The organism is Kitasatospora sp. NPDC059088 (assembly GCF_042738155.1).
In the GTDB taxonomy this organism is placed as follows: Bacteria; Actinomycetota; Actinomycetes; order Streptomycetales; family Streptomycetaceae; genus Kitasatospora.
Window position 1 is genome coordinate 2,055 of sequence record NZ_JBHYGR010000130.1, and the last position, 25,208, is coordinate 27,262.

Below are 25,208 nucleotides of genomic sequence, written 5' to 3' on the forward strand. Positions count from 1 at the left end.
GGGGGGTGGGGTTCCCCCCGTCCCCCTCTCGGGGGCCCGGCGCGCCCCCGCCGGGGGGGGCGCCGCCGGGCCGGGCCCCCCGGGCGCCCCGGGGGGGCCGGGCACCACTGGGGCGGCCGGAGCGCCCCCGGCCGGGCCGGCTGGCTGCTGCGCGACCACCGGCCGGCCGACCCGGCCGACCGGCCCGTGCCGGTACCCGCCGGCACCACCGTGCTGGTCGTCCGCAGCGACACCGCGCTCCCCGCGGCCGACCGCCAACCCACCGTCGACCACTGGACGGCGGTCTGGCGCGCCCGCGGCGACCGGGCCGCTCTGCGGGCGGCCGACACCGCGCTGCTCGCCGCCGTCGGCCCGACCAGGGCGGCGGCGATCGCCGCCCGCCGGCCCGCCGGGATCGAAGCGGCCCCGCTCGACACCGGCAGCACCGCACTGGTGGCCTTCCTGGTCGTGCCCCGCCCACCCGCCGACGGCATCGCCCCCACATCCTGGACGGTCGCGGCCAGGGCCGGCCTGCTGCCCGACCGCTTCCGGGTGCTGGGCTGGGCCGGCGGCCGCAAGGTCGTCGACATCGACGGCCGGCCCGTCCCGGCGAGCCTGCCGGTCAGCCCCGACCCGACCTCCACCGACCTGACGGTCGACGAGAGCACCGGCGTGCTGACCGTCCCCGACGCACTGCGCTGGCTCATCGAGTTCGACCGGGCCGTGACGGTCGGCATGGGCTTCCGGATCCCGCTGACCGCCGACCTCGCCGGCGGACTCGACCGGCTGGTGGTCCTCGGCCTGCGCCGGCAGTCCACCCCGGACCAGTCCGCCGCCGACCTCACCGCCCTGCTCACCCGCCAACTCCGCAGCCCCGCCGGGCTCAGCCTGCTGCCCCAGGGCACCCCCACCAACAACACCACCCAGGCACCCGCCGGCCTCGACCGCGCCCAGGAGGCCGACGCGGGCCTGCGCTCCGCCGCCGGACTGCGCGCCGCCCCCGCCGGGACCGACTGGACGGCCCGCACCGACGGCCAGTGGTTCGCCGAACTGCTCGGCATCGACCCCGCCGACCTCGCCGGAATGCCCAACGCCGACGGCACCGACCAGCGCGACGCCCGCGCGGCCCACACCGCCCTGTGGCCCGCCACCTGGGGCTACCACCTGCAGACCACGCTGCACCCGGTGTTCGGCCGCGACGTCGTCGAGCAGACCCGGCAGTTCCACCTCCGCCACGTCTCCGGCCGGGGCCCCGTCCCGACCGTACGGATCGGCCGCCAGCCCTACGGCATCCTGCCCACCACCGCGTTCTCCCGGCTCGCCTGGCCGGACACCGCGCCCACCGCCGCCCACCGGCGCGGCCTGCACACCGTGCTCCAGGCCGCGGCCGCCGACTGGCAGGCCGCCGCCGCCGGAGTCGCCCACCTCGGCGGCCGGGCCGACGACGCCCACCAGCACCTGCTGGACATCCTCGCCCTGCACCCCACCTCCGCCGAGTACTACCAGCGGTACGCCCAGAGCGTCGAGGACGTCTTCAACCGGGAGAACCTCGGCGCGCTCGGCTCCACCGTGCTGCCCGCCCTGGAACGGCTGAACATGCCCGGCCCGATCCGCGCCCTGCTGACCCGCTTCGGCTACCCCGACAGCGGCCCCGCCCAGGACCCGGACCTGATCCGCCGCCTCTTCGTCGACACCCAGCACCCGCTGCTCGCCCCCTCCGTCGACGACCGCCCGCTCTCCGAGACCGACCCGGTCCGGCCCTACACCGCCGACGGCGCCAACTACCTCCAGTGGCTGGCCGCACACGCCCGCACCGACCTGGAGACCATCCGCACCGAAGCCGGCTTCCCCGCGGACGACCGGCCGTCCGCGCTGCTCTACCTGCTGCTGCGCCACGCGCTGCTGCTGGGCTGGGCGGACGCCGCCACCGAACTCGCCATCGCCGCCCGGATCGCGAGCCCCGCCGAGATCGCCGCGGCGGACCCGGCGTTCATCCACATCAGGATCCCGGCGCCCGGCCGCACCCTCCCGAGCGAGAGCCGGTTCCGGCGGCTCTACTCGCCCGCACCGGAGATCACCGGAGACCCGCGCCGCCTGGTCGTCGACCACATCCCGCGGGTCCTCGGCACCGCCCCCGGCACCGCCCGGCTGGCCGAACAGGCCGCCGCCCTCGACCTGTTGGCCACCCTGCCCACCGCCCGGCTGGAACGCGTCCTGGCCGAACACCTGGACTGCGCCACCTACCGGCTCGACGCCTGGCGCCTCGGCCTGGCCAACGAACGGCTCGCCGAACTGCGGTACGGCCCCGACGGCACCGCCCCCGCCGAACGCGGCCTCCACCTCGGCGCGTACGGCTGGCTGGAGTCCGTCCGCCCCAGCGGGACACAGCTCACCCCCGTCACCCTGACCGGCCCGCTCGCCCAGGTCTTCCAGGGCGGCCAACCGCTGGTGCACGACGACCGCAACGGCGGCCACCTGCACGCGCCGTCCCCCGGCCAGGCCCGCACCGCGGCCGTCCTGCGCGCCGGCTACCTCGCCAACGGCTCACCGCAGAACCCCGGTTCGTTCGCCGTCAACCTCAGCTCCGGGCGGGTCCGGATCGCGCTCGGCCTGCTCGACGGCATGCGACAGGGCCAGTCCCTGGGCGCCCTGCTCGGCTACCGGCTGGAACGCGCCCTGCACGACAGCCACCAACGGGCCGAGGTCGACTTCCTGATCTCCGCCCTGCGCCTCAGGTTCCCCCTCCGGGCCGGCCGGATCGCGCAGACCGTCCCGCAGCAGGCCGACCGGCCCGACCCGTCCAAACCCCTCGCGATCGAACAGATCGAGGCCCACAACGTCGTCGACGGCCTCGCCCTGGTGCGCCACGTGACCCGCAACAACGTCTCCGCCACGTACCCCTTCGGCCTGGACGGCCTCCCCGCGGTCAACCCCGACCAGCAGGCCGTCGTCGACCAGGCCGTCCAGGACCTGCTGGACGTCCACGACGCACTCGCCGACCTCGCCGTCGCCGAGAGCACCCACCAGGCGCTGCTGGGCAACCACGAACGCGCCTCCACCACCCTCGACGCGTACGCCAAGGAGGGCCTGCCCCCCGAACCCGCCGTGGTCACCACACCCCGCAGCGGCACCACCCTGACCCACCGCTTCGGCCTGCGGCTGACCCCCGGCCTCGCCCCCGACCACGGCGTGCCGCCGCTGACCCGCACCACCCCGCGCGCCCAGGCCGAACCCGCCGTCAACGCCTGGCTGCCCACCCTGCTCCCGCCGCCCACCTCCGTCGTCGCCCTGGTCACCTGGACCGACCCGGTCACCGGACTGGCCCGCAGCCGCGCCGTCAGCCAGGCCGACACCGGCCTGCAACCGATCGACCTGCTCTGGGCGCTGCGCCCGGCGGGCGAGAGCGCCATGACCGACCTCGACGACCGGATCGTCGGCGTCGTCATCACCGCCGAGAACCCCCGGCCGGACGCCGAACTGACCATCCGCTACACCGAGCGGATCACCGGCCCGGCCGCCGGCCAGGTCCTCGACCCCGTCACCTTCTTCGAACTCTCCCCGCTGATCGGCGCGTTGCGCTCGCTGCTGACCACCGCCCGGCCGCTGCGCCCCAGCGACCTGGTGCCCGCCGCCGGGCCCGCCCCCGCCGACCGGGCCGCCGACACCGCCGTCTCGCTGCCCCGGGAACGCCCGGCCGCGGTACGCGCCTCCCTGGACGCCCTGCGCAAGGACGTCGAGACCTACCTCGCCGCGCTCGCACCGCTCTACCCGGCGGGCGCCCCGCCCCAGCGCCCGAAGATCCTCGCCGGCATCGACACCCTGCTCACCGGGTACGCCGGCCTGGTCACCACGGCCTCCGGCTTCGGCACGGTCCGCAGCGGCTGGAGCGAACTCGCCCTGTGGCGCCGCGGCGTCTTCACCGACGTGCTCACCGCCGTGGCCGGGGCCGCCACCCGGATGACCACGGCCCTGGCCAAGGCCGACGCGCTGCTGGCCGGCTACGACAGGCTGCCGGCCGGCACCTCCGACGCGGAGCGCTTCCGGCTGCTGCAACAGGCGGAACGGCTGATCGCCACCCGGCCCACCGCGCCGCTGCCGGCCCGGCCCGCGGAGCTGCGCCTCGTCGTCGCCAACCGGCGGCAGGCCTTCGACCTCAAGCTCCGCTCGCTCAGGGCGCAGGCGGGGACGGCCAGCACCACGCTCGGCGCGCTGCTCGCCGAGGTCGCCGCGAAGCTCCCGCTGACCGACTTCGACCCGACCGACCTCAGCCTCCAGCCCTTCCAGGACCGGGTCGTCCTGCTCGGCCGCGACCTGCTGGACCGCGCGAACGCGCTGCGCACCGAGATCCTCGCCCGGCTCGCCGCCGCGGACAAGGCCCTCGCCGACCACGACGCGGCGGTCACCGGGCCGGACCAGGTCGGCGCGGCGATCGAGGCACTCAAGGCCCTCCTCGGCCAGGACGTCCTCGCCGTACCGGAGTTCACCCCCGACCCGCAGCTCGCCGCGGACTGGAAGAACGCCCTCGGCGACAGCGACAAGCTCGTCCGGCACCTCACCCGGCCGCCGTTCGGCCGGGACTTCCCCGTCGACGACTGGGCGCACGGCATCGCGCGGGTCCGCGAGAAGCCCCGGCTGTGGGAGAAGGCCGTCCTGCTGAGCGACGCCCTGCGCGGGCCCGGCGGACTCCTCGGCGACCTGCTCGGCTCCGCCGAACCGCAGTTGACGCCGATCCAGCTGCCGTACCGGCCGGACGACCACTGGCTGGCCATGGAGTTCGCCCCCGGCACGACCATCACCGAGGACAAGGTGCTGTTCACCGCCCACTACGCACCCGACCCGCTCGTCCCCCCGCCCACCCGGGTCGGCCTGCTGTTCGACGAGTGGACGGAGGTCGTCCCCGCCGACCGCGAGACCACCGGCATCGCGGTGCACTACCAGGGGCCGGACTCCGAACCGCCGCAGGCGATGCTGCTGGTCGTGCCGCCGGTGCGCACCGGCACCTGGGACACCGACGACCTGATCGCCGCGATCGGGGAGACCCTCGACCTGGCGAAGTCCCGGGGCGTCGAACCCGAGCACCTCGACGGCACCGCCTACGCCCAACTGCTGCCGGCCACCGTCCTGTCCGCCACCCGGCAGCCGATCACGATCTCCACCGACCTCGCGATCGCCAACCAGCGCTGGAAGGCCGCCCATGACTGAGCCCCGGATCGACGACCTGGCGCAGGCGCTCACCGACCGGGCCCGGCCGACCGTCGGGATCTGGAACCGGCTGGAGGGCCGGCCGCGCACCACCGACTTCGCGCGGGCGCTGCGGGCCGAAGTGCGCGACCCGCTCTGGCTGCTGACCCGGCAGTGGCAGCTCGGCGAGTTCCGCGGCAGCGACGCCGGCTCCCCGGTCACCGCGACCTACTCGATCGCCGGTGCCCGGCCCAGCCGCTTCCGCCCGGCCGACGGGGCCGCCGAACCGCTCCCGCCGGACCGGCCGCTGGAGACCCTGGCCGAGCGGCGCGCGGTGCCGTTCGTGGCGGGCGCCGACCGGATCGCCTTCGACCTGCGGCTGTCGATCGGCCGGCGGTGGCTCAAACTGCTGGGCCGCGACCCGCTGCTGGGCAGCGTGGCCTTCGACTTCCGCGGCCAGTACGTCCGGCTGTACCCGGTCGCCCTGCCCGACCCGACCCGGGACGGCGACGCCCCCCGGGTCGCCCACCCGGAGGTCTGGGCGACCCTGCAAGCCGTCGCCGGGCGCCGGATGGACGGCTACCTGCTCTACCGGCACATCAAGGACGGCGGCCGCGCCTCGGACGGCGTCGACGACCTGCTGCACCTGCACGGTGCCGCGCTCGACGCGCTCGGCGACGGCCTGGTCGCCTGGTTCGACGACCTGATCGACCAGCCGCAGGCGGACGACGCCTGGGACCCGCGCCGCCTGGAGCACCGGTTCTCGGTGGCCGGCACCGACCCCTCGGGGGCCGAGAAGGTCCTCACCGCGCGGGAGTACCCGGGCGGCGAACTGGACTGGTACGCCTTCTCGAACGACCCGACCGCCCCGGTCGGCGGCACCGAGCCGCCGCCCCCGCCGATCAACCGCACGGTGTTCCCGGCGCGGCTGCGCTACTCGGGCATGCCGCTGTCGCGCTGGTGGGCGGTGGAGGACGGCGGCACCAACTTCGCCGCGGTGTCGCCGGACAGCACGGACCTGGCCCGGCTGATCTTCCTGGAGTTCGCGCTGGTCTACAGCAACGACTGGTTCCAGCTCCCGTGCGAGCTGCCGGTCGGGACGCTGGCGTCGATCCAGGGCCTCGCGATCACCGACGTGTTCGGCCAGCGGCTGTGGATCACCCCGGCGGGCACCGGGCGGGAGGAGGACTGGCAGCGCTGGTCGATGTTCACCCTCGACACGGTCGGCGCCGGCCCCGCCACCGCCGCGGACACCGGCCTGCTGCTGCCCGCGAGCGTGCCGAAGATCGCCGACGGCCCGGCGCTGGAGGAGGTGTCGCTGGTCCGCGACGAGAACGCCGACCTGGTCTGGGGCATCGAACTGACCGTCCCGCAGGCCACCGGCGAGGGCCGCCGGGGCAGCGAGGTCGCCTCCGAGATCCAGGCCCACCACCTGCGGCTGCACCCGCCGGCCCCACCGGACGGGCCGCTCGCGCCGATCGCCTACGAGGCGATGAACTCCGTCCCGGAGAACTGGATCCCGTTCATCCCGGTGCACGTGCCCGGCGACAACCGCACGATCCAGCTCCAGCGCGCGGCGATGCCCGACGTCGTCGCCGTCCTGCCGCCCGTCCAGCCGAGGACCTCGCTGCTGCGGGAGGGGCTGGACGCGACGACGCCGCACGCGTACTTCGTCAACCAGGAGGAGGTGCCGCAGTCGGGCACCCGCCTCACCGTCGCCTACCACCGGACCAGGTGGCGCGACGGACGGGTCTGCGTGTGGCTCGGCGCCGCTCGCGGCGCCGGGCGCGGCGAGGGCTCCAGCGGCCTCGCCTTCGACCTCCTCGTCGACACCCCGACGAAGGCGCCGTGACGCCGCAGCCGTGACGGCGGCGCGCTCCGGACGATCGCCGTCAGCTCGTCGAGGCGGCGCCCCGTCCTCAGGCGGGGCCGCTCCCGGTCTCCGGGGCATCGCGGAGCGGGAGTTCGACCCGGACGGTGAGGCCGCCGTCGGGGCGCGGGACGGCGGTGACGGTGCCGTGGTGGGTGAGGGTGACGGCGTGGACCACGGCGAGTCCCAGCCCCGCGCCTTCGGTGCGGTGCTCCGGGCCGCGCTGGAAGGGTTCGAAGAGGGCGGGGATCTCGTCCGGATCCAGGGTCGGCCCGGTGTTGGAGACCTCGATGAAGGCCCGGGCGCCGCGGGTGCCGGTGGTCATGGTGACCGTTCCGTCGCGGTGGTTGTGCCGTACGGCGTTGGCCAGCAGGTTCAGCGCGACCTGGCGCAGCAGGGCGGGATCCCCGGTGACGGGTGCGGGGTCGAGGGCGGTGGTGACGGTGACCGCCGCGGCGGCCGTCTCGTCGGCCAGGTCGGTGAGGGCGTGCCCGGCGGTGTCGGCGAGGTCGACGGGGTGGGGGGTGAGGTGCTCGCTCTCGCCGCGGGCCAGGGTCAGCAGCGCGTCGATGAGGCGTTCGGTGCGGGCGTTGGCGTCGAGCGCGCGCCGGAGGGCGGGGAGCAGGTCGGCGGGGACGCGGCCCTGGGCGAGCGGGATCTCCAGTGCGGTGCGCTGGAGGGTGAGCGGGGTGCGCAGTTCGTGCGAGGCGTGGGCGGTGAAGCGGCGCTGGGCGGTGAAGCTGTGCTGGAGGCGGTCGAGCATGGCGTCGAAGGTGTCGCCGAGTTCGCGGACCTCGTCGTGCGGGCCGGTGAGGCCGAGCCGTTCGTCCAGGGCGCGGCCGGTGCCGATCCGCCGGGCCGCGGCGGTGACCTGGTGGAGGCGGCGCAGGGAGCGGCGTGCGGCCCACCAGGCGAGCAGCGCGGCGAGGACGGTGAACGCGGCGAGCAGCAGCAGGGAGCGGGTCAGCAGGTCGGCGAGGACGGTGTGCTGGAAGTCGGCGAACCCCTGGGCGGGGGTGGTGGGTGCGGCGGGCACGGTGTCGGTGCCGGACGGGATGCCGGACGGGACGTCGGTGGGGACGCCGGTGGGGCCGGGCTCCACCGGGGCCGGGCTCGCCAGTTCGAGCGCGGGGACGACGAGGCGGCGGTTGGCTTCCAGGAGCTGGCGGGCGCTCAACCAGTCCAGCAGGAGCAGGCCGCAGCCGAGGGTGGCGAAGAGCGCGGTCGTGGCCAGGGTCAGCCTGGTGCGCAGGGGCAGGGCGTACGGGGCAGGTCGGCGGCCGGTGCGGGGTTCGGTGCGGGGTCCGGTGCGGGGCCGCCTCACAGCCGGTACCCGTAGCCGGGGTCGTGGGTGATCAGCGGTGGTTCGCCGATCTTGCGGCGCAGCGAGTGCACGGTGACCCGGACGGCCGTGGTGGCGGGGTCCAGCGCCGGGTCCCAGAGGCTGTCGCGGAGCTGTTCGGTGGCGACCGGGGCGCCGTCCGCGGCCAGGAGCAGTTCGAGGACGCCGAGTTCCCTGGGCGTGAGCCGCAACGGCCGGCCGTCGCGTTCGGCGACCCTGCGCACGGTGTCGAGGCTGATGCCGTGCCGGCTGAGCACCGTGGTGCCGGTGGGGGTGCGGCGGGCCAACGCGCGCAGCCGGGCGACCAGTTCGAGGTAGGAGAACGGCTTGGCGAGGTAGTCGTCGGCGCCCTTGCCGAGGCCGTCGACGAGGTCGGACAGGCTGCCGGCGGCGGTGAGCATGAGGATCCGGGCCGGGTAGCCGGCGGTGTCCAGCGCCCGGCAGACGGCGTCCCCGCTCAGCCGCGGCAGGTTCCGGTCCAGGACCAGCACGTCGTAGTCGGCCGCGGCGGTCATTTCGAGCGCGCGGGCGCCGTCGTGGGCGATGTCGCAGACCATTCCCTCCGCGCGCAGGCCCTCGGCGAGCATCGCCGCCAGCTCCCGCTCGTCCTCGACGATCAGTACTCGCATCTGGTCCCACTCCGCTCGGATCCGCTGGGGGCCGCGGCTGCGGCACACGCGGCGGCCCGGCGGATCAAGGATGCCCCGGTGGGCGTTAGCCGACGGTTAGGCGCACGCTCACCGGTGGCTCACCGGCCGGTCCGTAGAACTGCTCGGGTCAGCACCGACTCCAGCAGGGAGAGCAGGACATGCGTACCGAGACGACCGTACGGGCCGTACTGGCGGCGACCGCCGTGGCGGTGGCACTCATGGTGAGCGGGTGCTCCTCGGCGGACCAGGCCCCCCGGGTGGCGGGTGACGGCAACGGGGGCAGGAGCGCGCCGCAGGACGACGCCGCGGTCCGCAAGGCGTGGGTGGACTGCATGCACCAGCAGGGTCAGACCGGTGTCCAGCAGGACAAGGACGGCAACATCGGGGTTCCGGCCGCCGGGACCGACTCCGGCTCGGCCGGCGACTACGAGCCGGCGGCCAAGATCTGCGACGCCAAGGTCCCCGGGATCCACCAGGTCACGTTGAAGAACCACGAGCGGTTCGTCGAGATGGCCCGCGCGTTCGTCGCGTGCGCGAGGAAGAACGGCTATCCGGACCTGCCCGACCCCGACCCGAAGAACGGCATCCTCGAGATCCCCCGGGCCTCGTTCGACATGGCCAAGTGGGATGCCGTCCAACCGGCCTGCGGCAAGCTCCCGATGCCCGGCTACCACATCGGCGAGTGACCGTGAACCACACCACCGAAACCCCCGGTCCCGCTCCGGCCCCCGCCGACGCCCCCGCCGACGCACCGCCCGCCCGCACCCGCGGCCCACGCCGCAGGGCCGTCGTCTCGCTCGCCCTGGTCGCCGCGATCGGCGGCGCCGGCGCGCTGGCCGTCACCCGCCCCTGGGAGCACCGCACGTCGGCCGCCGGTCAGGCGTCCCCGGGCCACGACACCGTCGTGGTGCAGAAGGGATCGCTGTCCAGCGGCATCCAGGTCGGCGGCGCCCTCGCCTACGACGCGCCCACCCCCGTCGTGGCCGCCGGCCACGGAACGCTCACGGCCCTCCCGGCCGTGGGCTCCGTGGTCAAGGCGGGCGGCAAGCTCTACGAGGTCGACGGTCAGGCCGTCGTACTGCTGCGAGGCGAACGGCCGTTGTGGCGCGACCTCGGCCCCGGTGTCGGCGACGGCCCCGACGTCGGACAGCTCAAGCGCAACCTGATCGACCTCGGCTACGCCGACGGACTCGGCCTGGCCGCCGACCGGAAGTTCACCGAGGGCACCGCCACCGCCGTCAAACGCTGGCAGAAGGCCCTCGGCGCGCAGCAGACCGGGACCGTCACCCTCGGCAGCGTCGTCATGCTGCCGCAGCAGGCCGTCCGGGTGCAGCAGGTCGGCGCCCAACTCGGCTCGGCCGTCGGCACCACCGCGATCATCACCGTGAGCAGCACCGACCTCGTCGCCACCGTGAAGCCCGCCGACAACCAGCTCTCCCGGTTCAAGCCCAACGGCCCGACCGTGGTGAAGCTCGCCGACGGCACCACCATCAGCGGGCGCATCCGCTCCCTGCTGCGGGAGAGCGCGGGGGGCGGTGGCGACGCCGGCCCGGGAGGCTCCGGCGGCGGCGCGGGCCCGGAGAAGACCACCGTCACCATCACGCTCGACGACCAGGCGAAGGCCCAGCAGGCCGGACCCTCCTCGGTGACCGTCAACGTGGTCGGCGACACCGCCGAGGACGCGCTCATCGTCCCCGTCACCGCGCTGGTCGCCCTGGACGGCGGAGGCTACGGCGTCAGGGTCGTCGACGGTGCCGGCGCCGACGCCACCACCCGGCTCGTGAAGGTCCAGCTCGGCCTGGTCGCCGACGCCAAGGCGCAGATCACCGGCGACGTCCGCGGCGGCGACCAGGTGGTGATCCCGAAGTGACGCCCCACCACCCGCACACCGAGCCCGCGGCGCAGTCCCCGGCGCAGACCGGCACGGCGCCCCCCGTCCTGGAACTCACCGGCGTCACCAAGGAGTACCCCGGGTCACCGCCGCTGCGCATCCTGCACGGCATCGACCTCACCGTCACCCCCGGAGAACTCCTCGCCGTCGTCGGCCCCTCCGGCTCCGGCAAGTCCACCCTGCTCGCCCTGCTCGGCTCGCTGGACCGCCCCACCACCGGACGACTGCGCTTCGAGGGCCGCGACCTGTCCGACCTCTCCGACCCCGAACTGGCCGCCCTGCGCGCCCACCGGATCGGCTTCGTCTTCCAGCAGTTCTTCCTGCTGCCCGGACTCAGCACGGTCGAGAACGTCGCCACCGGCCTCCTCTACAGCGGCGCCCCCGCGTCACTGCGGCGCGCCGACGCCGCCCGGGCGCTGCGCGACGTCGGGCTCGGCCACCGGCTCGACCACCACCCCGACCAGCTCTCCGGCGGCGAGAAGCAACGCGTCGCCATCGCCCGCGCACTCGTCGGCCGCCCCGCGCTCCTGCTCGCCGACGAGCCCACCGGCGCCCTGGACAGCGTCTCCGGCGCGGCCGTCGTCGACCTGCTGCGCACCCTGAACGCCGACGGCACCACGGTCGTCGTCATCACCCACGACCGCGAACTGGCCGCCTCCTTCCCCCGGCGCATCGGCATCCACGACGGCCGGATCGACTTCGACGAGCGCCACCCCGACCCCGCTGGAGCCGGCCTGTGACCCCCCACCACGAACACCGCCCGCGCCACGAACACCGCCCCCAGCACGAACACCGCCCGCGCCGCAGCCGGCTGCGCCCGACCGACCTGCTGCGCCTGGGCATGATCGGGCCGCGCACCCGCAAGCTGCGCTCCGCGCTGTCCGCGTTCGGCATCTGCCTGGGCATCGCCGCCGTCATCGCCGTCACCGGGATCTCCTTCTCCAACCAGGCCCACCTGCTGGCCCGCCTGGACCAGCTCGGCTCCAACCTGCTCACCGTCGCCCCCGGCAAGGGCGCCGACCAGCAACCGGTCCCACTGCCGCCCACGGCCGAGAAGATGCTCGCCGACATCGCCCCCGTCCAGCAGGTGACCGCGACCGGGGCCACCAAGGCCCAGGTCTACCGCAACGACCTCGTCCCGCCGCAGCAGACCGGCAGCCTCACCGTGCTCGCCGCCCGGCTCAACCTGCTCGACGTCCTGTACACCACCGTGCGCAGCGGACGCTGGCTCGACGCGGCGAGCGAGAACCTGCCCGTGACCGTCCTCGGCGACCGGGCCGCCCAGCGGCTCGGCGTCACCGCTCCCGGTGAGCGGGTCTGGCTGGGCGGACAGTCGTTCCTCGTCACCGGGATCCTGGCCCCGAACGAACTCGCGCCCGAGATCGGCACCGCCGCCCTGGTCGGCTGGCCCCAGGCCACGGCCCACCTGGGCGCGGACGGCACCGCCGCCACCGTCTACCTGCGCTCCTATCCCGAACGCGTCCCCGACGTCCAGGCCGTCGCCGCGGCCACCGCCAACCCCGCCGGACCGAACACCGTGGCCGTCAGCCGCCCCTCCGACCTGCTCACGGCCCGGTCCGAGGCGAAGAACGCCCTCACCGGGCTGGTCCTCGCCCTCGCCGCGGTCGCCCTGCTCGTCGGCGGCGTCGGCATCGCCAACACCATGGTGGTCAGTGTGATGGAGCGCCGCGGCGAGGTCGGACTGCGCCGCGCACTGGGCGCCCGGGGCGGACAGATCGCCGTCCAGTTCCTGCTCGAAGCCGTCCTGATGGGCCTGCTCGGCGGCCTCGCCGGCCTGCTGCTGGGCGGCCTCACCGTCTACGGCTACGCCCTCGCCCAGGGCTGGCCCGCCACCATCCCTCTGCCCGTCCTGGTCGCGGGACCACTGGTGTCGGTCCTGGTGGCCGCCGTCGCCGGGATCTACCCGGCCCTGCGCGCCGCCAAGGCCTCACCGACGGACGCGTTGCGTTCGACCTAGCGAGCCGCGGACCAGCAGGGGTGCCCGCACTCCTCATCGAATCCTCATGCCGTCTCACCGAGACTCGCATCCCGCACCAGGCGGCCCGAACGGACGGAGCAGGGAATTGCGGCAGACCCTCCGGAGCACCCCCGACCCGCTGGTGACGGGCGGTCACAGCCCCGGCACCCCGGACGCCCGGCCACGCCGTCGAACGCCTCACCGGCGCCGTGCCCTCGCCCTGGTCCTGACCGCGCTGGGCCTGGTCCCGCTGGTCGGCTGCTCCTCGGCGGTGCTGCAGGTCCTCCCGCCGAAGTGCCGGCCGACCACGACCGCCACCGCTGATCCACCGGTCCGTTCGAGTCGCATCACCGGGTGTGTGCCGGTGGCCTGCCTGCGCTCCGCGCGATCGGCGCTGCCGGTGGCGCGGCGGTGCCTGCCGGCCGTTCGGGAGTCCGGCCGCGGGGACGTCGGTCAGCAGGTCGTGCCGGTGGGTATCGGGCGCAGCTCGGTGAGGTAGGCGTCCACGGCGTCGCCGACGCAGGCGTTGCTGCGGCCGTAGGCGGTGTGGCCGAAGCCGCGGTAGGTCAGGAGCATGCCGGCCGGGAACTGGCGGGCCAGGCCCTGGGCGTCGGCGTACGGGGTGGCGGGGTCACCGGTGGTGCCGACGACGAGGACGGGCGGCGCGTCCTTGGCGTCGACGCTGTGGGGTTCGCGGGGGGCGGCGGGCCAGTCGTGGCACACCAGTTCGTCGACCACGCCGGAGGGACCGTAGACCCCGGCGTCCCGGTAGGACCGGTCGACGGCCTCCCAGTAGGCCTGGGGGTCGCGCGGGTGGGAGACCTCCAGGCAGTTGACGGCGGTGAAGGCGTCGTCGGAGTTGTCGCGCTCCGCGTCGGCGGGCCGTGGGCCGCGGGTCGAGGCCTTCCGGCCGTGGGTGCCGGCGGTCCGGCTGCCCTGGCCGCTCTGGTCGCTCTGGTCGTCCGGGCCGGCCTGGTCGCCGCCAGCGAGCTCCGCGAGCTTGGTGCCGTCGCCGCCCTGGGCGGCCTTCAACGCCTCGGAGAGGTCCGCCCATTGGTCCTCGGGCGTGTACATCGACATGGTGATCACGGTGTGCAGGGTGCGGAGGTCGACGTGGTCGGCCGTGCCGGGGACGGGCAGCGGCTGCTTGGCGGCCTTCTCGTACAGGTCGTCGACGAGTCGGCGGATCCCGTCGGGGGTGGCCGCGGGGCAGGCCTCCTTGGCCACTTCGGCGCAGTGCTGGGCGTAGTCGTCCACGGCACTGCGGAAGGCCGCCGACTGTTCCACCGAGCGCTGGTACCAGTCCTTGGCCGGGTCGATGGCACCGTCGAGGACGAGGGCGCGCACGCGGCGGGGGAAGAGTTCGGCGTAGGAGGTGCCCAGGCTGGTCCCGTAGGAGAAGCCGAGGAAGGTGAGCTTCTCGTCGCCGAGTACGGCCCGCAGGACGTCCATGTCGCGGGCGGCGTCCGGGGTTCCGACGTGCGGCAGGATGGCACCGCTGCGCGCCTTGCAGGCCTGGGCGGTGCGGTCGGCGTCGGCGAGTGCGGCCTTGCGCTCCTCGTCGGTGCGGGGGTAGAGCCCGCCGGTGGCCTCCCCGCCGGCGCCGTCGGGACGGCCGGCGCCGTCGGCACCGTCGGGCTTGTCCCCGGTGCCGGGGGCGGCGTCGTCGCCGGTGCAGTCGACGGCCGGGGTGCTGCCGCCGACCCCGCGCGGGTCGAAGCCCACGATGTCGAACCGGGCGCGGACGCGGGCGCCGAACGAGTCCACGGTGCCGCCCTCCAGCATGGCCACCCCGGATCCGCCCGGACCGCCCGGGTTGACGAGGAGGGAGCCGATCCGCGCGCCGGGGTCCTTGGCGCGGGCCCGGGCCAGCGGGAGGACGAAGGTCCTGCCGTCCTCGGGGTGGGCGTAGTCCATCGGCACGGTCAGGGTGGCGCATTCCAGGTCGCCGCAGGCGTTCCAGGTCGGCTTCTGCCCGTAGAAGGTGCCGAGCGCGCGGGGCACGGGACCCTGGCTCCCGCTCGGAGCGGCTCCGGCCGGCCCGTCGGGGCCGCACCCGGTGAGGGCGGCACCGCCGAGGACGGCGAGGGCGAGGACGAGCACGGCGTGCCTGCGGGGGGTGGTGAACGTCATGGGGTGGCTCCCGGGGTCGGCGTTGCCGCCACCCTGCCCCGGGCTGCCTGAAGTTTTAGTGAGGATCCCGCCGACCCAGCGGCCCCGGGGGCCGGGAGCCGGCGCCCAGGCGGAGGGTGAAGCGGGCGCCCCCGGTGGGGCTGGTCCCGACGGTGAGGCTCCCGTCGTGGGCGTGGGCGACCCAGGAGGTGATGGACAGGCCGAGCCCCGAGGAGCCGGAGCCGCTGCGGAAGCGCTCGAAGAGCGAGCCGGCCAGCTCCGGCGGCACGCCCGGACCGCTGTCGTCCACCGTGACCACGCCGTCGCCGGTCACGCGGAGGTGGATGTCGGCGGGCGCGCCCGGGGCGTGGCCGTAGGCGAGGGCGTTGCCGAGCAGATTGGCGACGGCCCGGCGCAGCAGGTCCGGGTCGGCGGTGACGACGGCCGGTTCGGTGCGGACGGTGACGCGGTGCCCGCCGGTGTCGGTGTCGTCGACGACCGCCTCGACGAGCTGGTCGAGCCGCAGGGGTTCGCGCACGGGCGCGCTGATGCCCGCCACGAGCCTGGCCCGGGTGAGCAGCCCGTCGACGAGGTCGCCCATCCGGGCCGCCAGGCGTTCCGTGCGCTGCAGCGCACTGGTGCGGACGGTGTCCTGCGGCTGGGCGTCGCCGGGCCGGGCGGGCTCCCGCAGGCCGGGCTCCCGCAGGGCGGTTTCCCGCAGACCGGTTTCCCGCAGGGCGGTGGCGGCGAGGGCGCGCAGCGTGGCGGCCGGGGTGCGCAGGTCGTGGGCGGCGTCGGCGAGGAACTGCTCCTGGAGCCGGAGCGTGGCGAGCGCGGGGCGGATGGCGCGGCCGGCCAGCAGGTGCCCGGCCACCGCTGACAGGGACACCAGCACCAGGCTGCCGGTGATCAGCAGGACGCGCAGCTGGTGCTGCGCCGGGTCGGTGGCGGTGCTGGCGGCCACCACCACGGCGCCGCCGGGGGTTTCACCGTCCGGCCCGGGGAAGGGCCGGACGAGCAGCCGGACCGGTCGGCCGTCCTGGGCCCGGCGCTCCTCCTCGACCGTGGCGTTCGTCGTGGCCGCGCGGACGGCGAGGTCGTGGATGTCGGCGTCGGTGGCGCGTATGCAGGGGGTCCGCGGGGCGTGCGCCACCGTGTAGCGGCCCGAGGTCCGTTCCAGGACCGTCAGTTGGGGGCAGTTGGTGTCCGTGGTGTCCAGCAGGTCGTGGACGAAGAGCTGGTCCTGTTCGTCGTAGCCGAGCTGGGTGACGGCCGTGCTGCCGAGCATCCGCAGTTCGGTGTCGAGCTGGCGGCTGCGCGCGGTGGTGTCGCTGTGGACGGCGAAGGCGGTCAGTCCGACCAGGCCGACGGCGCTGGTCAGGGTGAACAGAGCGGTCAACCGGAGCCGGAGGCGGCGGATCCGGGCCTCGGCGGTCAGCACCCGGTGCCGCCGCCGGTGGCCAGGCGGTACCCGAGGCCGCGGACGGTGACGATCGGGCACGGGTCCCCCAGTTTGCGGCGCAGCTGGGAGACCAGGACCTCGACGACGTTGGAGTTCGGCTCGGCCATCTCGTCCCAGCACTTCTCGATGAGTTCGGCGCGGGAGACGGCCTGGTCCGCGCGGGCGGCCAGCACTTCGAGGACGGCGAACTCCTTGCCGGTCAGGACCAGCAGGACACCGGCGCGGCGGACCTGGCGGCGGGCCATGTCGATCTCCAGGTCGCCGGCGTGCTGGACGGGCGGGCGGACGGTCCCGCTGCGGCGGCAGAGACTGTGCACCCGGGCCACCAGCTCGGCGATGGCGAAAGGTTTCACCAGATAGTCGTCGCCGCCCCCGGCGAAGCCGTCCACCCGGTCGGCGACGGTATCGCGGGCGGTCAGGAAGAGCACGGGGACGGTGCGCCCGTCGCGCCGCAGCCGCCGGACGTAGTCGACGGCGTCCCCGGCGGGCAGCATCCGGTCGAACACCGCGCAGTCGTAGTCCGTGACGAACAGCGCCTCGTCCGCGGCCGGCAGGTCCGCCGCCTCGTCGACGGCCAGCCCGCCGCCGCGCAGCGCCGCGGCCACGGCGAAGCGCAGGTCCTCGTCGTCCTCGACCACCAGTACTCGCACCGGCGCACTATAGCCCGAGGCCGGAGGGCGTCTGTCCCCGGTGGACGGCGGCGAGGCCCCTGCCCCCGCCCCCGCCCCGCCACAGATCAGCGCCGACGATGCGACGACCCACCGGTCGGGTGCGGGCGCAGAGTCCGCAACCGCCGACCGCCGCCGGTGCGCCACTGCGCCCCCGGCAAAGCGCCGGACGGCGTTGACGCCCGGTGCCGGCAGGGCGGAGCGTGAAGCCTGGCACGTGCCACCCCGTCCGTCCTCACGGAAGAGGAAATCGCCATGCGTCGAAGAACCTCCGCCCTGGCCGTCTGCGCCACCGCCCTCGCCCTGCTCCTCGGGTGCGCCGGTACCGCCGGCGCCGCCCCGCTCGCGCACCCCGCCCCGGCCGCCGCGCACCCCGCCCCCGCCGCCACCCCGGCCTTCGGGACCCAGACGCGGATCCCGCTGTACAACCCCGTCCCGGCCGGCTGGGCAGTGATCAGCCAGAACGCCGCGAACCACGACAAGCTCATCGAGTACCTCGGCGGGGCCCCCTTCGGAGCCAGGGTCGCCCTGCTCGCCAACCAGGGCCTGCCGGCCGGCTGGGTGCTCGTCGGCGGCCTGCTCGACGGACAGACCGCGGTGGTGAGCTACCTCGGCGGCGCCCCGCACGGCACGACGGCCATGGCCTACGTGGTGATCCTGGAGCCGGGCGGCCGGATCATCGGCTACTCCGTCCCGGCCCGGCCGCGGGTAGCCGATCTCGGCGATGTCCTCGGCCAGGTCCGCGAGGGTGACCTCCCCGTTCAGCGATGACACGAGCTTCTGGCTCAGCGGTCGCAGGGCATACACGTCGCGCACCGCGTCCAGGTCCACGGGAACCTCGTAGTAGTCCTCGGCGAAGCGTTGGAACGCCTCCGGCGAACGGTCGACCAGGAGCTCGAACAGACCCGCTGCCCCGTCGGGGTCGGAACACCCGGAGGGAAAGTCGATCACGCCGTGCCGCCACCGGTCATCCGTTGCCTCCCGCCACAGGCAGGCCGTCACGACGGGGACGTCGTCCTCGTCGGTGAACGCCGGCTCCTCGACGAACGGCTTGAAGACCTCCGGGACCTCGTCGACCACTCCCGGCCAGGGCTCACCATCGTTGCGGTAGGGGCTCATCGGCGCTTCGTGGTCGAAACCGCGGATATAGGCCCCGGCCGCCGAGAACACGATGGAGTACTCGTCGCCCGACCCGTTGCGCATCGACGACATCTCCTCGCCGTCGGCCCAGCCGGCGTTGAAGGAGTGGTACCGGCCCTCCCAGTCCGGGCTCAAGATCGCGTCGAGCATCGCCAGTGAGCGGCACAGGTTCCGCAGGTCAGCGATGGAGGGGAGTTGGCGAGCTACGTCATGGACAGTCACGTGCTCATCCAACCGGATGCCCCTGACATCCAGAACCTCTGCGGTTCCACGGCTGAGTTCCAGCTGTGAGCCCGACGTTCAGCCTTCGCCGTCCCCGTAGCGGAACGGTTCGATCGTCCAGGGCAGGCCGGGCCCGTTCCGGTAGGCCGCGAAGCCGGGCGGCAGGGTCGCGGTCTCGGAGATGGAGGCATCCCCCTCCACCAGGCAGGCGAGGCAGTACAGCCCGCTGGCGTCCGGGAGGTTCGGATCGTTGACACCGTCCCCGATCAGCCAGTCGCCGTCGCTGTCGTGGACGACCACGAGCGCCGGCAGGCGTCCTTCCCCGACGGTCCGTTGGACCACGGCGCCGAGATCGGGCGGAAACCGCCCGTCGGGGAACGGAAACGGCGCCTGTCGGACCACTGGGTGGGAGGTGTTGTGCATGGCGTCAGTATGGCGATACTTCGAAACGGGATATCGCGCGGGTGACCGGAGAAGCGACGTCAGCGGGCGATCGAGATCGCGAAGGGTGCGAATCCGCTGGAGCGGATGACGTGCGGGACGAAGAGGATCGCGGCCTCGGTGGCGCGGGCGGTCCGGATTCCGCCGAGGTCGGTGATCCATTCCTTCCGCCAGCCGAGGTCGGTGAGCAGGTCGCCGACGGTCTGCTTGGCCTGCGGGTCCTCGCCGGAGAGGAACGCGGTCGGGGGCCGGGTGAGCGTGGCCGGTGCGGTCATCACCGGGAAGAGCATGGTGTTGAGGGTCTTGACGACGCGCGTTTCGGGGAGTGCTTCCTGGAGTTGCTCGGCGAGGCTCGATCCGGGGTAGAGCAGGTCGGCGGGCAGTCCGTCCGGCCCGTCGGTGGTGGCGTTGGAGACGTCGACGAGGATCGTGCCGCGCAGTTCCTCGCGCAGGGCGATGAGCCGGTCCAGCGAGCCGGCGCCCGGGGTGGCGTTGATGACGATCCCGGCTGTCCGGGCGGCTTCGGCGGCGGCGCCCGGCGTGCGGTCTGCTACGGCCACCTGGTGCCCGGCCCGGGTGAGGGCGGCGGCGAGGTCGCCGCCGACGCGGCCGGTTCCGAGAACGGCGATCGTGGTCATGATGATGTGGTCCTTCCGTGTGTGCGGTCGTTGGTGCGGCAGTGGTGCGGGTCAGCGGGTCAGCGGGTCAGCGGGAGAGCGTGGCGACGGCCTCGGCGTGGATGCCGGGCGCGGCGGCCAGGAAGCTCCCGCTCTGCGGGGTCCAGGGGCGGCCCTCGGCGTCGGAGATCCGTCCACCGGCCTCGGTGACGAGCAGTGCCCCGGGCAGCAGGTCTGCGCGGGCGCCGGCGAACTGCCAGAAGGCGTCGATGCGGCCGGCGGCCACGTTCGCCAGGTGCAGGGTCGCGGGCACGGCGGTGCGGACGACGAGCGCGTCGAAGAGCATCGCGGTGATCGAGGAGCCGACGCGCCGTACGACCGTCTCGTCCTCGTCCGGCCGGGCCTGGCTGGTGGCCACGATGCCCAGGCCGAGGTCCGCGGTGGGGGAGACGTGGAGCGGCCGTCCGTCGAGGTGGGCTCCCGCGCCGGTGAGCGCGGTGTAGGTCTCGCCGGTCAACGGCAGGTGGACCACGGTGAGCACCGGCCGGTTGTCGCGGACGAGGGTGGCGGTCACCGCCCACTCCGGCAGGGCGTGCAGGTGGTTGACGTTGCCTTCGGCCGGATCCACGACCCACCACTCGCCGGGCGGCAGCGCCCCGCCGTCCAGCTCGTCCTCCACCCAGCGGGCGTCCGGGCGCAGGTGCGTGAGCCGGGGGCGCAGGATGTCGAGGGCCGTGTCGTCGTTGGCGGCGAGCGCGTGCATCAGCTCTTCGCGGGTCCGGTGGTGGACCACCTCGCCGAAGCGCTCGCGCAGCGCCGAACCCGCCTCGCGGACGGCGTTCGCGGTGCGGGCGAGCAGGTCGGCGTCCGAGGAGGCGACGTCGGTGGTCCGAGGCGCTTCGGGCATGGTGGTACTCCTGTCTGAGGGGGGTGTCGAGGCCGGTCGAGAGCCGCTCGACAGCCGGTCGAGGGCCGGTCGAGGGCCGAACTGCGCTTTGCTTCCTGCGCTTTCGCCTCAACGGTAGACAGCCCGGTGATTGACTTCAAATGCATGTCAAGCACGTCTAGAGTGACTCGCATGCAATTGGATCTGAACCTGCTCGCCGCGCTCGACGCGCTGCTGGAGGAGGGCAGTGTGGCCGGGGCGGCGGCGCGCCTGCATGTCACCGCCCCCGCGATGAGCCGGAGTCTGGGCCGGATCCGGCGCACGACCGGGGACCAGATCCTGGTGCGCACCGGCCGCACGATGACCCCGACGCCGTACGCGATCGCGGTGCGGGCTCAGGTGCACGAGCTGCTGCACCAGGTTCAGGGCGTGCTGGCACCGAGCCGTGAACTCGATCTGGCAACGCTGGAGCGCACCTTCACGCTCCGCTGGCACGATTCCCTGGTCGCCCTGAGCGGCCCTGCACTGCTCGCGGCCGTGCGCGAAGAGGCGCCGGGCGTGCGCTTGCGCTTCGTCGCGGAATCGAGCGTCGACACCCCGGAGTTGCGGCGCGGCGAGGTCGACCTGGAGGCGAACGCCAACCGGCCGAGCGCACCGGACGTCCGCGCCGAGAACGTGGGCGAGTCCCGTCTCGTCGTCGTGGTGAGGCGGGGGCACCCCCTCACCGGTGGCGGGACCGTCACCGCGGAGCGGTACGCCGCCGCCGAGCACGTCACCGTCTCGCGACGCGGAAACCTCGGCAACGCCCTCGACGACGCCCTCGCCGGGCTCGGCCTCACCCGCCGGGTGGTGGCGACCGCGCCCACGGAGGCGGCCGCGGTGGGGTTCGCGCGCGGCTCCGATCTCGTGATCACCGTTCCCGAGGCCACCACCCGGTCCGCGGTCGCCGACCTCGGCCTGGTCGTGCTCCCCCTCCCGCTCGAACTACCCTCGGCGACGGTGTACTTGTCGTGGCATCAGCGCTACGACACCGACCAGGCCCACGCCTGGCTGCGCGGTCTGGCGCGAACCGCGCTGGCCACGGGCGGGGCGTCGTCGTAGTCGGCGCCGCCCGGCCGCCCCACCGTACGGTGCTTCAGGAGGCCGTCGCGGGGACGAGGTGGTCGAGCCCCTGCGCGCTGCCCGTCGCGGCCTCGATCGAGCGCGGCAGCATGACGCTCTCGTAGGCGCGGACGGCGTCGTCGACGCCGGACTCGGCCACGAGGGCGTGGGCGAGGTCGGCGCCGTCGAGCATGGCGAGGTTGGCGCCCAGCCCGACGGGTGGCATCAGGTGCGCGGCGTCGCCGAGCAGTGTGACGCCGGGGACGTGCTCCCAGGTGTGCGCGGCGGGCAGGACGAACAGGGACCGGTGGACGAACCCGCGGTCGCCGTTGCGCAGGAGGTAGCGCAGGCTCTCGTCCCAGTCGTCGAACAGCCTCAACAGATGTTCCTGCACGGCCCGTTGGTCGCCGAGGTCGACACCGGCGGCCTCGTGCCAGTCCTCGGGCGCGCGGAGCGCGATGTAGGCGCGGATGTGGCCGTTGCTGTTGCGCTGGGCGACCAGGGACCTGCCGGCGCCCTTCGCCAGCATCGACCCGTTGCCGACCAGCTGCGCGAGGTCGGGATGGCGGGTGTCGCAGTCGTCGAATCCGGCCTCGACGAAGGTGACGCCGGTGTAGGCGGGTACGGCGGGTGACAGGGCCGGGCGCACCCGGGACCAGGCGCCGTCGGCACCGACCACCAGGTCGAAGTCCTCGGCGGTGCCGTCGCCGTAGTGCAGCCGGCAGGTGCCGTCCGCCAGCGGGGTGACGCCGGTGACGGCACGGTCCCACCGCACCGTGCCCTCGGTGAGCGAGTCCAGGAGCAGACCGCGCAGCTGGCCTCGGTCGATCTCCGGTCGGCCGCCGTCGGCGGAGGGCCCCTGCTGTGCCAGGAGGGCGGCGGTGGCGAAGTCGAGCACGCGCCACTCGTCTCCTTCGGGGCGGGCGAGGGCGTGGAACCGGTCGAGGAGCCCCGCCGCACCGAGCGCGGCCTGCCCGGTGCCGGGATGCATGTCGAGGGAGCCGCCCTGCGGGCGGGAAGCGGCGGATGCCTCGCGTTCGAGGACGGTGACGGAGCGGCCGTGCTGCTGGAGGACTCGGGCGCAGGTGAGGCCGCCGAGGCCGGCGCCGACGATGGCGATGCGGGGATCACGGGCAGAGTGCATGGAAGTGCCCCTCGGGAGGTGGGTCGGTCGCCGGGTGGCCCGGCGCATCACCAAGAAACCACACTCGCTCAATAAGTGCAATGACTACACTTTTGCAGCGAATGCACTTCGAGGTACGGTGGGCGGGTGACCGAACCGACCGGGCGCCGCGAGCGCAAGAAGGCCCAGACCCGCCAGTCCCTGGCCGACGCCGCACTCGAACTCTTCCTCGAACGCGGCTACGACCAGGTCGGCGTCAAGGACGTCGCCGACCACGCCGACGTCTCGGTGACCACCCTGTTCAAACACTTCTCCGGCAAGGAAGCCCTGGTCTTCGACCAGGACGACGAACTGGAGGCAGAACTCGTCGCCGCCGTGCGCGACCGCACCCCCGGCACGTCGGTCCCCCAGGCCCTCCGCGAGCACATGCTGCGGAAGCAGACCCAGCTCGCCGTCCACGCCACCGACCCGCGGTTCGCCGACTTCACGCGCCTGGTGCAGGAGACCCCCGCCCTGTGCGACTACGCCCAGCGCATGTGGACGCGCCACGAAGCGGCCCTGGCCAGGGCCGTCGCCGAGGCGGTGGGCGCGCCCGAGGACGACGTCAGCTGCGCCGCCCTGGCCCGCTTCGCCCTGGAGGCCCGCAGCCTCGTCCTGCGGCACGCCGACCCGCGCCGAGCCGCCGACGAGGCCTTCGCGCTGCTCGAACACGGCTGGGCGGCCGCCCACCCGGGCGCCTGACCGGGGTGCGTGGCTGGATGCGGACCCGGGCCGCTCGCTCGGCCGGTGGGGCAACCGGGCGGCGGGTGCGCTCGGTCGGTGCTCCGGGCCGGGCCGGGCCGGGCCGCGGTCAGCTGTCCGCCCGCGGGTCCGCACCGCGGTCGCGGTGGCTGGTGTCGCAGAACGGTTAGCGGCGGCTGCGGCGGCAGGTGCACAGGGCCGTGACCGGACGGTCTGCCCGGATGCTCCGACCGTCGGGGAGCGGTGGCGGCCGGGTCCGCCAGCGAGGACTGCACGATCAGCAGCACGCCGCCCGGGGCGAGCAGCGGTGGTGCCTGGCGGCAGATGCGCTCCAGCAGGAGCCGCCCGGTGGGCCCGGCGTCCCAGGCCCGCGCGATGCCGTGCCGGGGCGCGTGGGCCGCAGCCGCGGGGACGTAGGGCGGGTTGGTGGAGAGCACCCGGGAGGCCGGCGCCACCTGGGCCGACCTCGCCCACCCGATGGGCGTGGCCAGCCGACAGGCCGCTGAGAACCGCTACCTGCGCCTCAAGCCCGCCACCGCCGACGCTTCGCGGTCCGGTACCGGCGCGAAACGGGTCAAGGCCGTCCGCGACCGGCGGGCCGCCGACCGATCGGTCACCGTCCGGGCCCGCGACCACGCCGCCGAGCTGCGGATCCTCGCCGCCCGGATCACCATGGCCGCACTCGCTCCCCGTGCCCGTCCCGCCCAGGCCGCCCTGACCGCCGCCCTCGGCGCCACCGACCTGATAGAGCCCCTCGCCGCCGTCCGCCCCCACCTCGGCGCCGACCACCGTGACCTCGCCACTCGCCTCGACGCCCTCACCCACCACACCACCCAGCTCCGCGATGACAGCGACCGACGCCGCGCCTGACCCTGTCGCCGCCGCCGAAAGGCGCTGGCAGGACCTCCTGGACCGGATCCACGACCTCGAAGCACGCGTGGCCACCACCACGAGCACCGTCAACGCCGCCCTCGACCACCACCTCGCCCGCCTCGACGCCCTGCGTCACCACCTCACCCACCCCGACTGGCCACCGTCCACGGAAGTCCGGGACCCAACCGATGCGGCACCGCTGCAACTCGTCCGGGCGACTGCTCCGGCCGATTCTGCGGAAGAGGCCGCGTTGTGCGAGCCCGCCGGATCCAAGAGCGACGGAGCGGACGATGAAGTTGCACGATGAACTGCCGGTCGACCACCGGCTGTCCCAGGTCTACCGGGTCGGGGCCGGTCTCTGCGGCGCGGCCCTGTTGGTGTTCGGGTGTCTCGGCTTTGCCGACGGGCTGTCCTTCTTCAGCACCTCGGGGGAGACGATCGCCGGTCTGTCCAGCAACGGGCTGCTCAGCCTCGTCTCGGTGGTCACGGCCGCCGTCCTCGTCGGCGGAGCGGCGATCGGCGGAAACACCGCTTCCACGATCAACATCACCGTGGGCACGCTGTTCGTCCTCAGTGGTTTCGTGAACCTGGCGGTGCTGGACTCGTCGGCCAACGTCCTGGCCTTCCGGATCCAGAACGTGCTGTTCAGCTTCGTGATGGGGCTGGTGATCGCCACCTTCGGCATGTACGGGCGGGTGAGCGCAAAGCTGCCGCTCGACAACCCCTACTGGCGCCACCGCCACCCCCGATCGGCCGGTCGCAACGGCTCCGAGGGACTGTCCGACGGGCCGGGGCGACCCGCCCTGCCGGGGCGTCCGGCGTGAGCACGCCGTGCCCGCACTGAACGTTCGGCGATCGTGCGGGGGGGGGGGGGGGGGGGCGCCCGGGGGCGCGGGCGCCCCGCGCGGGGGGGCCCCCGCGCGCCCGCCCC

At 74.5% G+C, this 25,208-nt stretch carries 22 protein-coding genes and 1 pseudogene; 12 read left to right on the top strand and 11 right to left on the bottom strand.

Features of this window, described 5'->3' with window-relative positions:
* Positions 1–186: 186 nt before the first annotated feature.
* On the top strand, positions 187–5,181 hold the full coding sequence (locus ACFWXO_RS37050) for a hypothetical protein (protein WP_380529700.1): 4,995 nt from the start codon (positions 187–189) through the stop codon (positions 5,179–5,181).
* Positions 5,174–7,012 carry a hypothetical protein gene (locus tag ACFWXO_RS37055; RefSeq protein WP_380529702.1) on the top strand — a complete coding sequence of 613 codons (1,839 nt, stop codon included), beginning with the start codon at positions 5,174–5,176 and terminating at the stop codon, positions 7,010–7,012. Before ACFWXO_RS37050 ends, ACFWXO_RS37055 begins: the two co-directional genes overlap by 8 nt.
* 67 nt (positions 7,013–7,079) lie before the next feature.
* Here ACFWXO_RS37055 and ACFWXO_RS37060 read toward each other — a convergent pair whose 3' ends face one another.
* Together ACFWXO_RS37060 and ACFWXO_RS37065 are read right to left on the bottom strand one after the other, a co-directional pair.
* Complete coding sequence (locus ACFWXO_RS37060; RefSeq protein WP_380529704.1) at positions 7,080–8,354, bottom strand: sensor histidine kinase; 1,275 nt, start codon at positions 8,352–8,354, stop codon at positions 7,080–7,082.
* Positions 8,351–9,001: a response regulator transcription factor gene (locus tag ACFWXO_RS37065; RefSeq protein ID WP_380529706.1), complete on the bottom strand. Its 651-nt coding sequence runs from the start codon at positions 8,999–9,001 to the stop codon at positions 8,351–8,353. The genes ACFWXO_RS37060 and ACFWXO_RS37065 overlap by 4 nt, the downstream gene beginning before the upstream one ends.
* A 179-nt stretch (positions 9,002–9,180) precedes the next feature.
* On the opposite strand from ACFWXO_RS37065, the gene ACFWXO_RS37070 reads away from it, so the two are divergent.
* Genes ACFWXO_RS37070 through ACFWXO_RS37085 form a run of 4 tightly spaced genes read left to right on the top strand, consistent with a single transcriptional unit; the run spans position 9,181 to position 12,891 of the window.
* Positions 9,181–9,708, top strand: a complete 528-nt coding sequence (locus ACFWXO_RS37070; protein WP_380529708.1) for a hypothetical protein — start codon at positions 9,181–9,183, stop codon at positions 9,706–9,708.
* On the top strand, positions 9,705–10,892 hold the full coding sequence (locus ACFWXO_RS37075; RefSeq protein WP_380529709.1) for a peptidoglycan-binding protein: 1,188 nt from the start codon (positions 9,705–9,707) through the stop codon (positions 10,890–10,892). The genes ACFWXO_RS37070 and ACFWXO_RS37075 overlap by 4 nt, the downstream gene beginning before the upstream one ends.
* Positions 10,889–11,653, top strand: a complete 765-nt coding sequence (locus tag ACFWXO_RS37080) for an ABC transporter ATP-binding protein (protein WP_380529711.1) — start codon at positions 10,889–10,891, stop codon at positions 11,651–11,653. The genes ACFWXO_RS37075 and ACFWXO_RS37080 overlap by 4 nt, the downstream gene beginning before the upstream one ends.
* Complete coding sequence (locus ACFWXO_RS37085; RefSeq protein WP_380529713.1) at positions 11,650–12,891, top strand: ABC transporter permease; 1,242 nt, start codon at positions 11,650–11,652, stop codon at positions 12,889–12,891. Before ACFWXO_RS37080 ends, ACFWXO_RS37085 begins: the two co-directional genes overlap by 4 nt.
* Positions 12,892–13,089: 198 nt before the next feature.
* Here the strand turns inward: ACFWXO_RS37085 and ACFWXO_RS37090 are convergent, their stop codons facing one another.
* From ACFWXO_RS37090 to ACFWXO_RS37105, 4 genes are all read right to left on the bottom strand, one after another.
* On the bottom strand, positions 13,090–13,239 hold the full coding sequence (locus ACFWXO_RS37090) for a hypothetical protein (protein WP_380529715.1): 150 nt from the start codon (positions 13,237–13,239) through the stop codon (positions 13,090–13,092).
* A 105-nt stretch (positions 13,240–13,344) separates the two neighbouring features.
* Positions 13,345–15,024, bottom strand: a complete 1,680-nt coding sequence (locus ACFWXO_RS37095; RefSeq protein WP_380529717.1) for an alpha/beta hydrolase — start codon at positions 15,022–15,024, stop codon at positions 13,345–13,347.
* A 55-nt stretch (positions 15,025–15,079) separates the two neighbouring features.
* Positions 15,080–16,444 (bottom strand): sensor histidine kinase, encoded by a 1,365-nt coding sequence (locus tag ACFWXO_RS37100; protein WP_380529718.1) that lies wholly within the window; start codon positions 16,442–16,444, stop codon positions 15,080–15,082.
* Entirely contained in the window at positions 16,438–17,115 is a 678-nt protein-coding gene (locus ACFWXO_RS37105) for a response regulator transcription factor (protein ID WP_380529735.1), read from the bottom strand. The genes ACFWXO_RS37100 and ACFWXO_RS37105 overlap by 7 nt, the downstream gene beginning before the upstream one ends.
* Before the next feature lie 273 nt (positions 17,116–17,388).
* On the opposite strand from ACFWXO_RS37105, the gene ACFWXO_RS37110 reads away from it, so the two are divergent.
* Complete coding sequence (locus ACFWXO_RS37110; protein ID WP_380529736.1) at positions 17,389–17,904, top strand: hypothetical protein; 516 nt, start codon at positions 17,389–17,391, stop codon at positions 17,902–17,904.
* Here the strand turns inward: ACFWXO_RS37110 and ACFWXO_RS37115 are convergent.
* The 4 genes and pseudogenes from ACFWXO_RS37115 to ACFWXO_RS37130 all read right to left on the bottom strand — a co-directional run.
* A pseudogene (locus ACFWXO_RS37115) lies at positions 17,839–18,495 on the bottom strand (hypothetical protein); the annotation flags it as partial. The gene ACFWXO_RS37110 and the pseudogene ACFWXO_RS37115 overlap by 66 nt on opposite strands.
* Before the next feature lie 78 nt (positions 18,496–18,573).
* Positions 18,574–18,918, bottom strand: coding sequence for a hypothetical protein (locus ACFWXO_RS37120; RefSeq protein WP_380398567.1), 345 nt, complete (start codon positions 18,916–18,918; stop codon positions 18,574–18,576).
* A 59-nt stretch (positions 18,919–18,977) separates the two neighbouring features.
* Positions 18,978–19,574, bottom strand: coding sequence for an NADPH-dependent F420 reductase (locus tag ACFWXO_RS37125; protein WP_380529720.1), 597 nt, complete (start codon positions 19,572–19,574; stop codon positions 18,978–18,980).
* Positions 19,575–19,641: 67 nt separating this feature from the next.
* The gene (locus ACFWXO_RS37130; protein ID WP_380529722.1) at positions 19,642–20,460 is read right to left on the bottom strand and encodes an inositol monophosphatase family protein; all 819 of its coding nucleotides are present in this window, start codon (positions 20,458–20,460) and stop codon (positions 19,642–19,644) included.
* Between the two features lie 171 nt (positions 20,461–20,631).
* On the opposite strand from ACFWXO_RS37130, the gene ACFWXO_RS37135 reads away from it, so the two are divergent.
* On the top strand, positions 20,632–21,540 hold the full coding sequence (locus ACFWXO_RS37135) for a LysR family transcriptional regulator (RefSeq protein ID WP_380529724.1): 909 nt from the start codon (positions 20,632–20,634) through the stop codon (positions 21,538–21,540).
* A 34-nt stretch (positions 21,541–21,574) separates the two neighbouring features.
* On the opposite strand, the gene ACFWXO_RS37140 is transcribed toward ACFWXO_RS37135, so the two are convergent.
* Positions 21,575–22,684 (bottom strand): FAD-dependent oxidoreductase, encoded by a 1,110-nt coding sequence (locus tag ACFWXO_RS37140; RefSeq protein WP_380529726.1) that lies wholly within the window; start codon positions 22,682–22,684, stop codon positions 21,575–21,577.
* 126 nt (positions 22,685–22,810) lie between these two features.
* Between ACFWXO_RS37140 and ACFWXO_RS37145 the strand changes: the two genes are divergently transcribed.
* From ACFWXO_RS37145 to ACFWXO_RS37160, 4 genes are all read left to right on the top strand, one after another.
* Positions 22,811–23,404 carry a TetR/AcrR family transcriptional regulator gene (locus ACFWXO_RS37145; RefSeq protein ID WP_380529728.1) on the top strand — a complete coding sequence of 198 codons (594 nt, stop codon included), beginning with the start codon at positions 22,811–22,813 and terminating at the stop codon, positions 23,402–23,404.
* Positions 23,405–23,830: 426 nt separating this feature from the next.
* Positions 23,831–24,274, top strand: a complete 444-nt coding sequence (locus ACFWXO_RS37150; protein ID WP_380529730.1) for a hypothetical protein — start codon at positions 23,831–23,833, stop codon at positions 24,272–24,274.
* Positions 24,249–24,584, top strand: a complete 336-nt coding sequence (locus ACFWXO_RS37155; protein WP_380529732.1) for a hypothetical protein — start codon at positions 24,249–24,251, stop codon at positions 24,582–24,584. The genes ACFWXO_RS37150 and ACFWXO_RS37155 overlap by 26 nt, the downstream gene beginning before the upstream one ends.
* Positions 24,568–25,101 carry a DUF4383 domain-containing protein gene (locus ACFWXO_RS37160; RefSeq protein WP_380529734.1) on the top strand — a complete coding sequence of 178 codons (534 nt, stop codon included), beginning with the start codon at positions 24,568–24,570 and terminating at the stop codon, positions 25,099–25,101. Before ACFWXO_RS37155 ends, ACFWXO_RS37160 begins: the two co-directional genes overlap by 17 nt.
* Positions 25,102–25,208 lie beyond the last annotated feature (107 nt).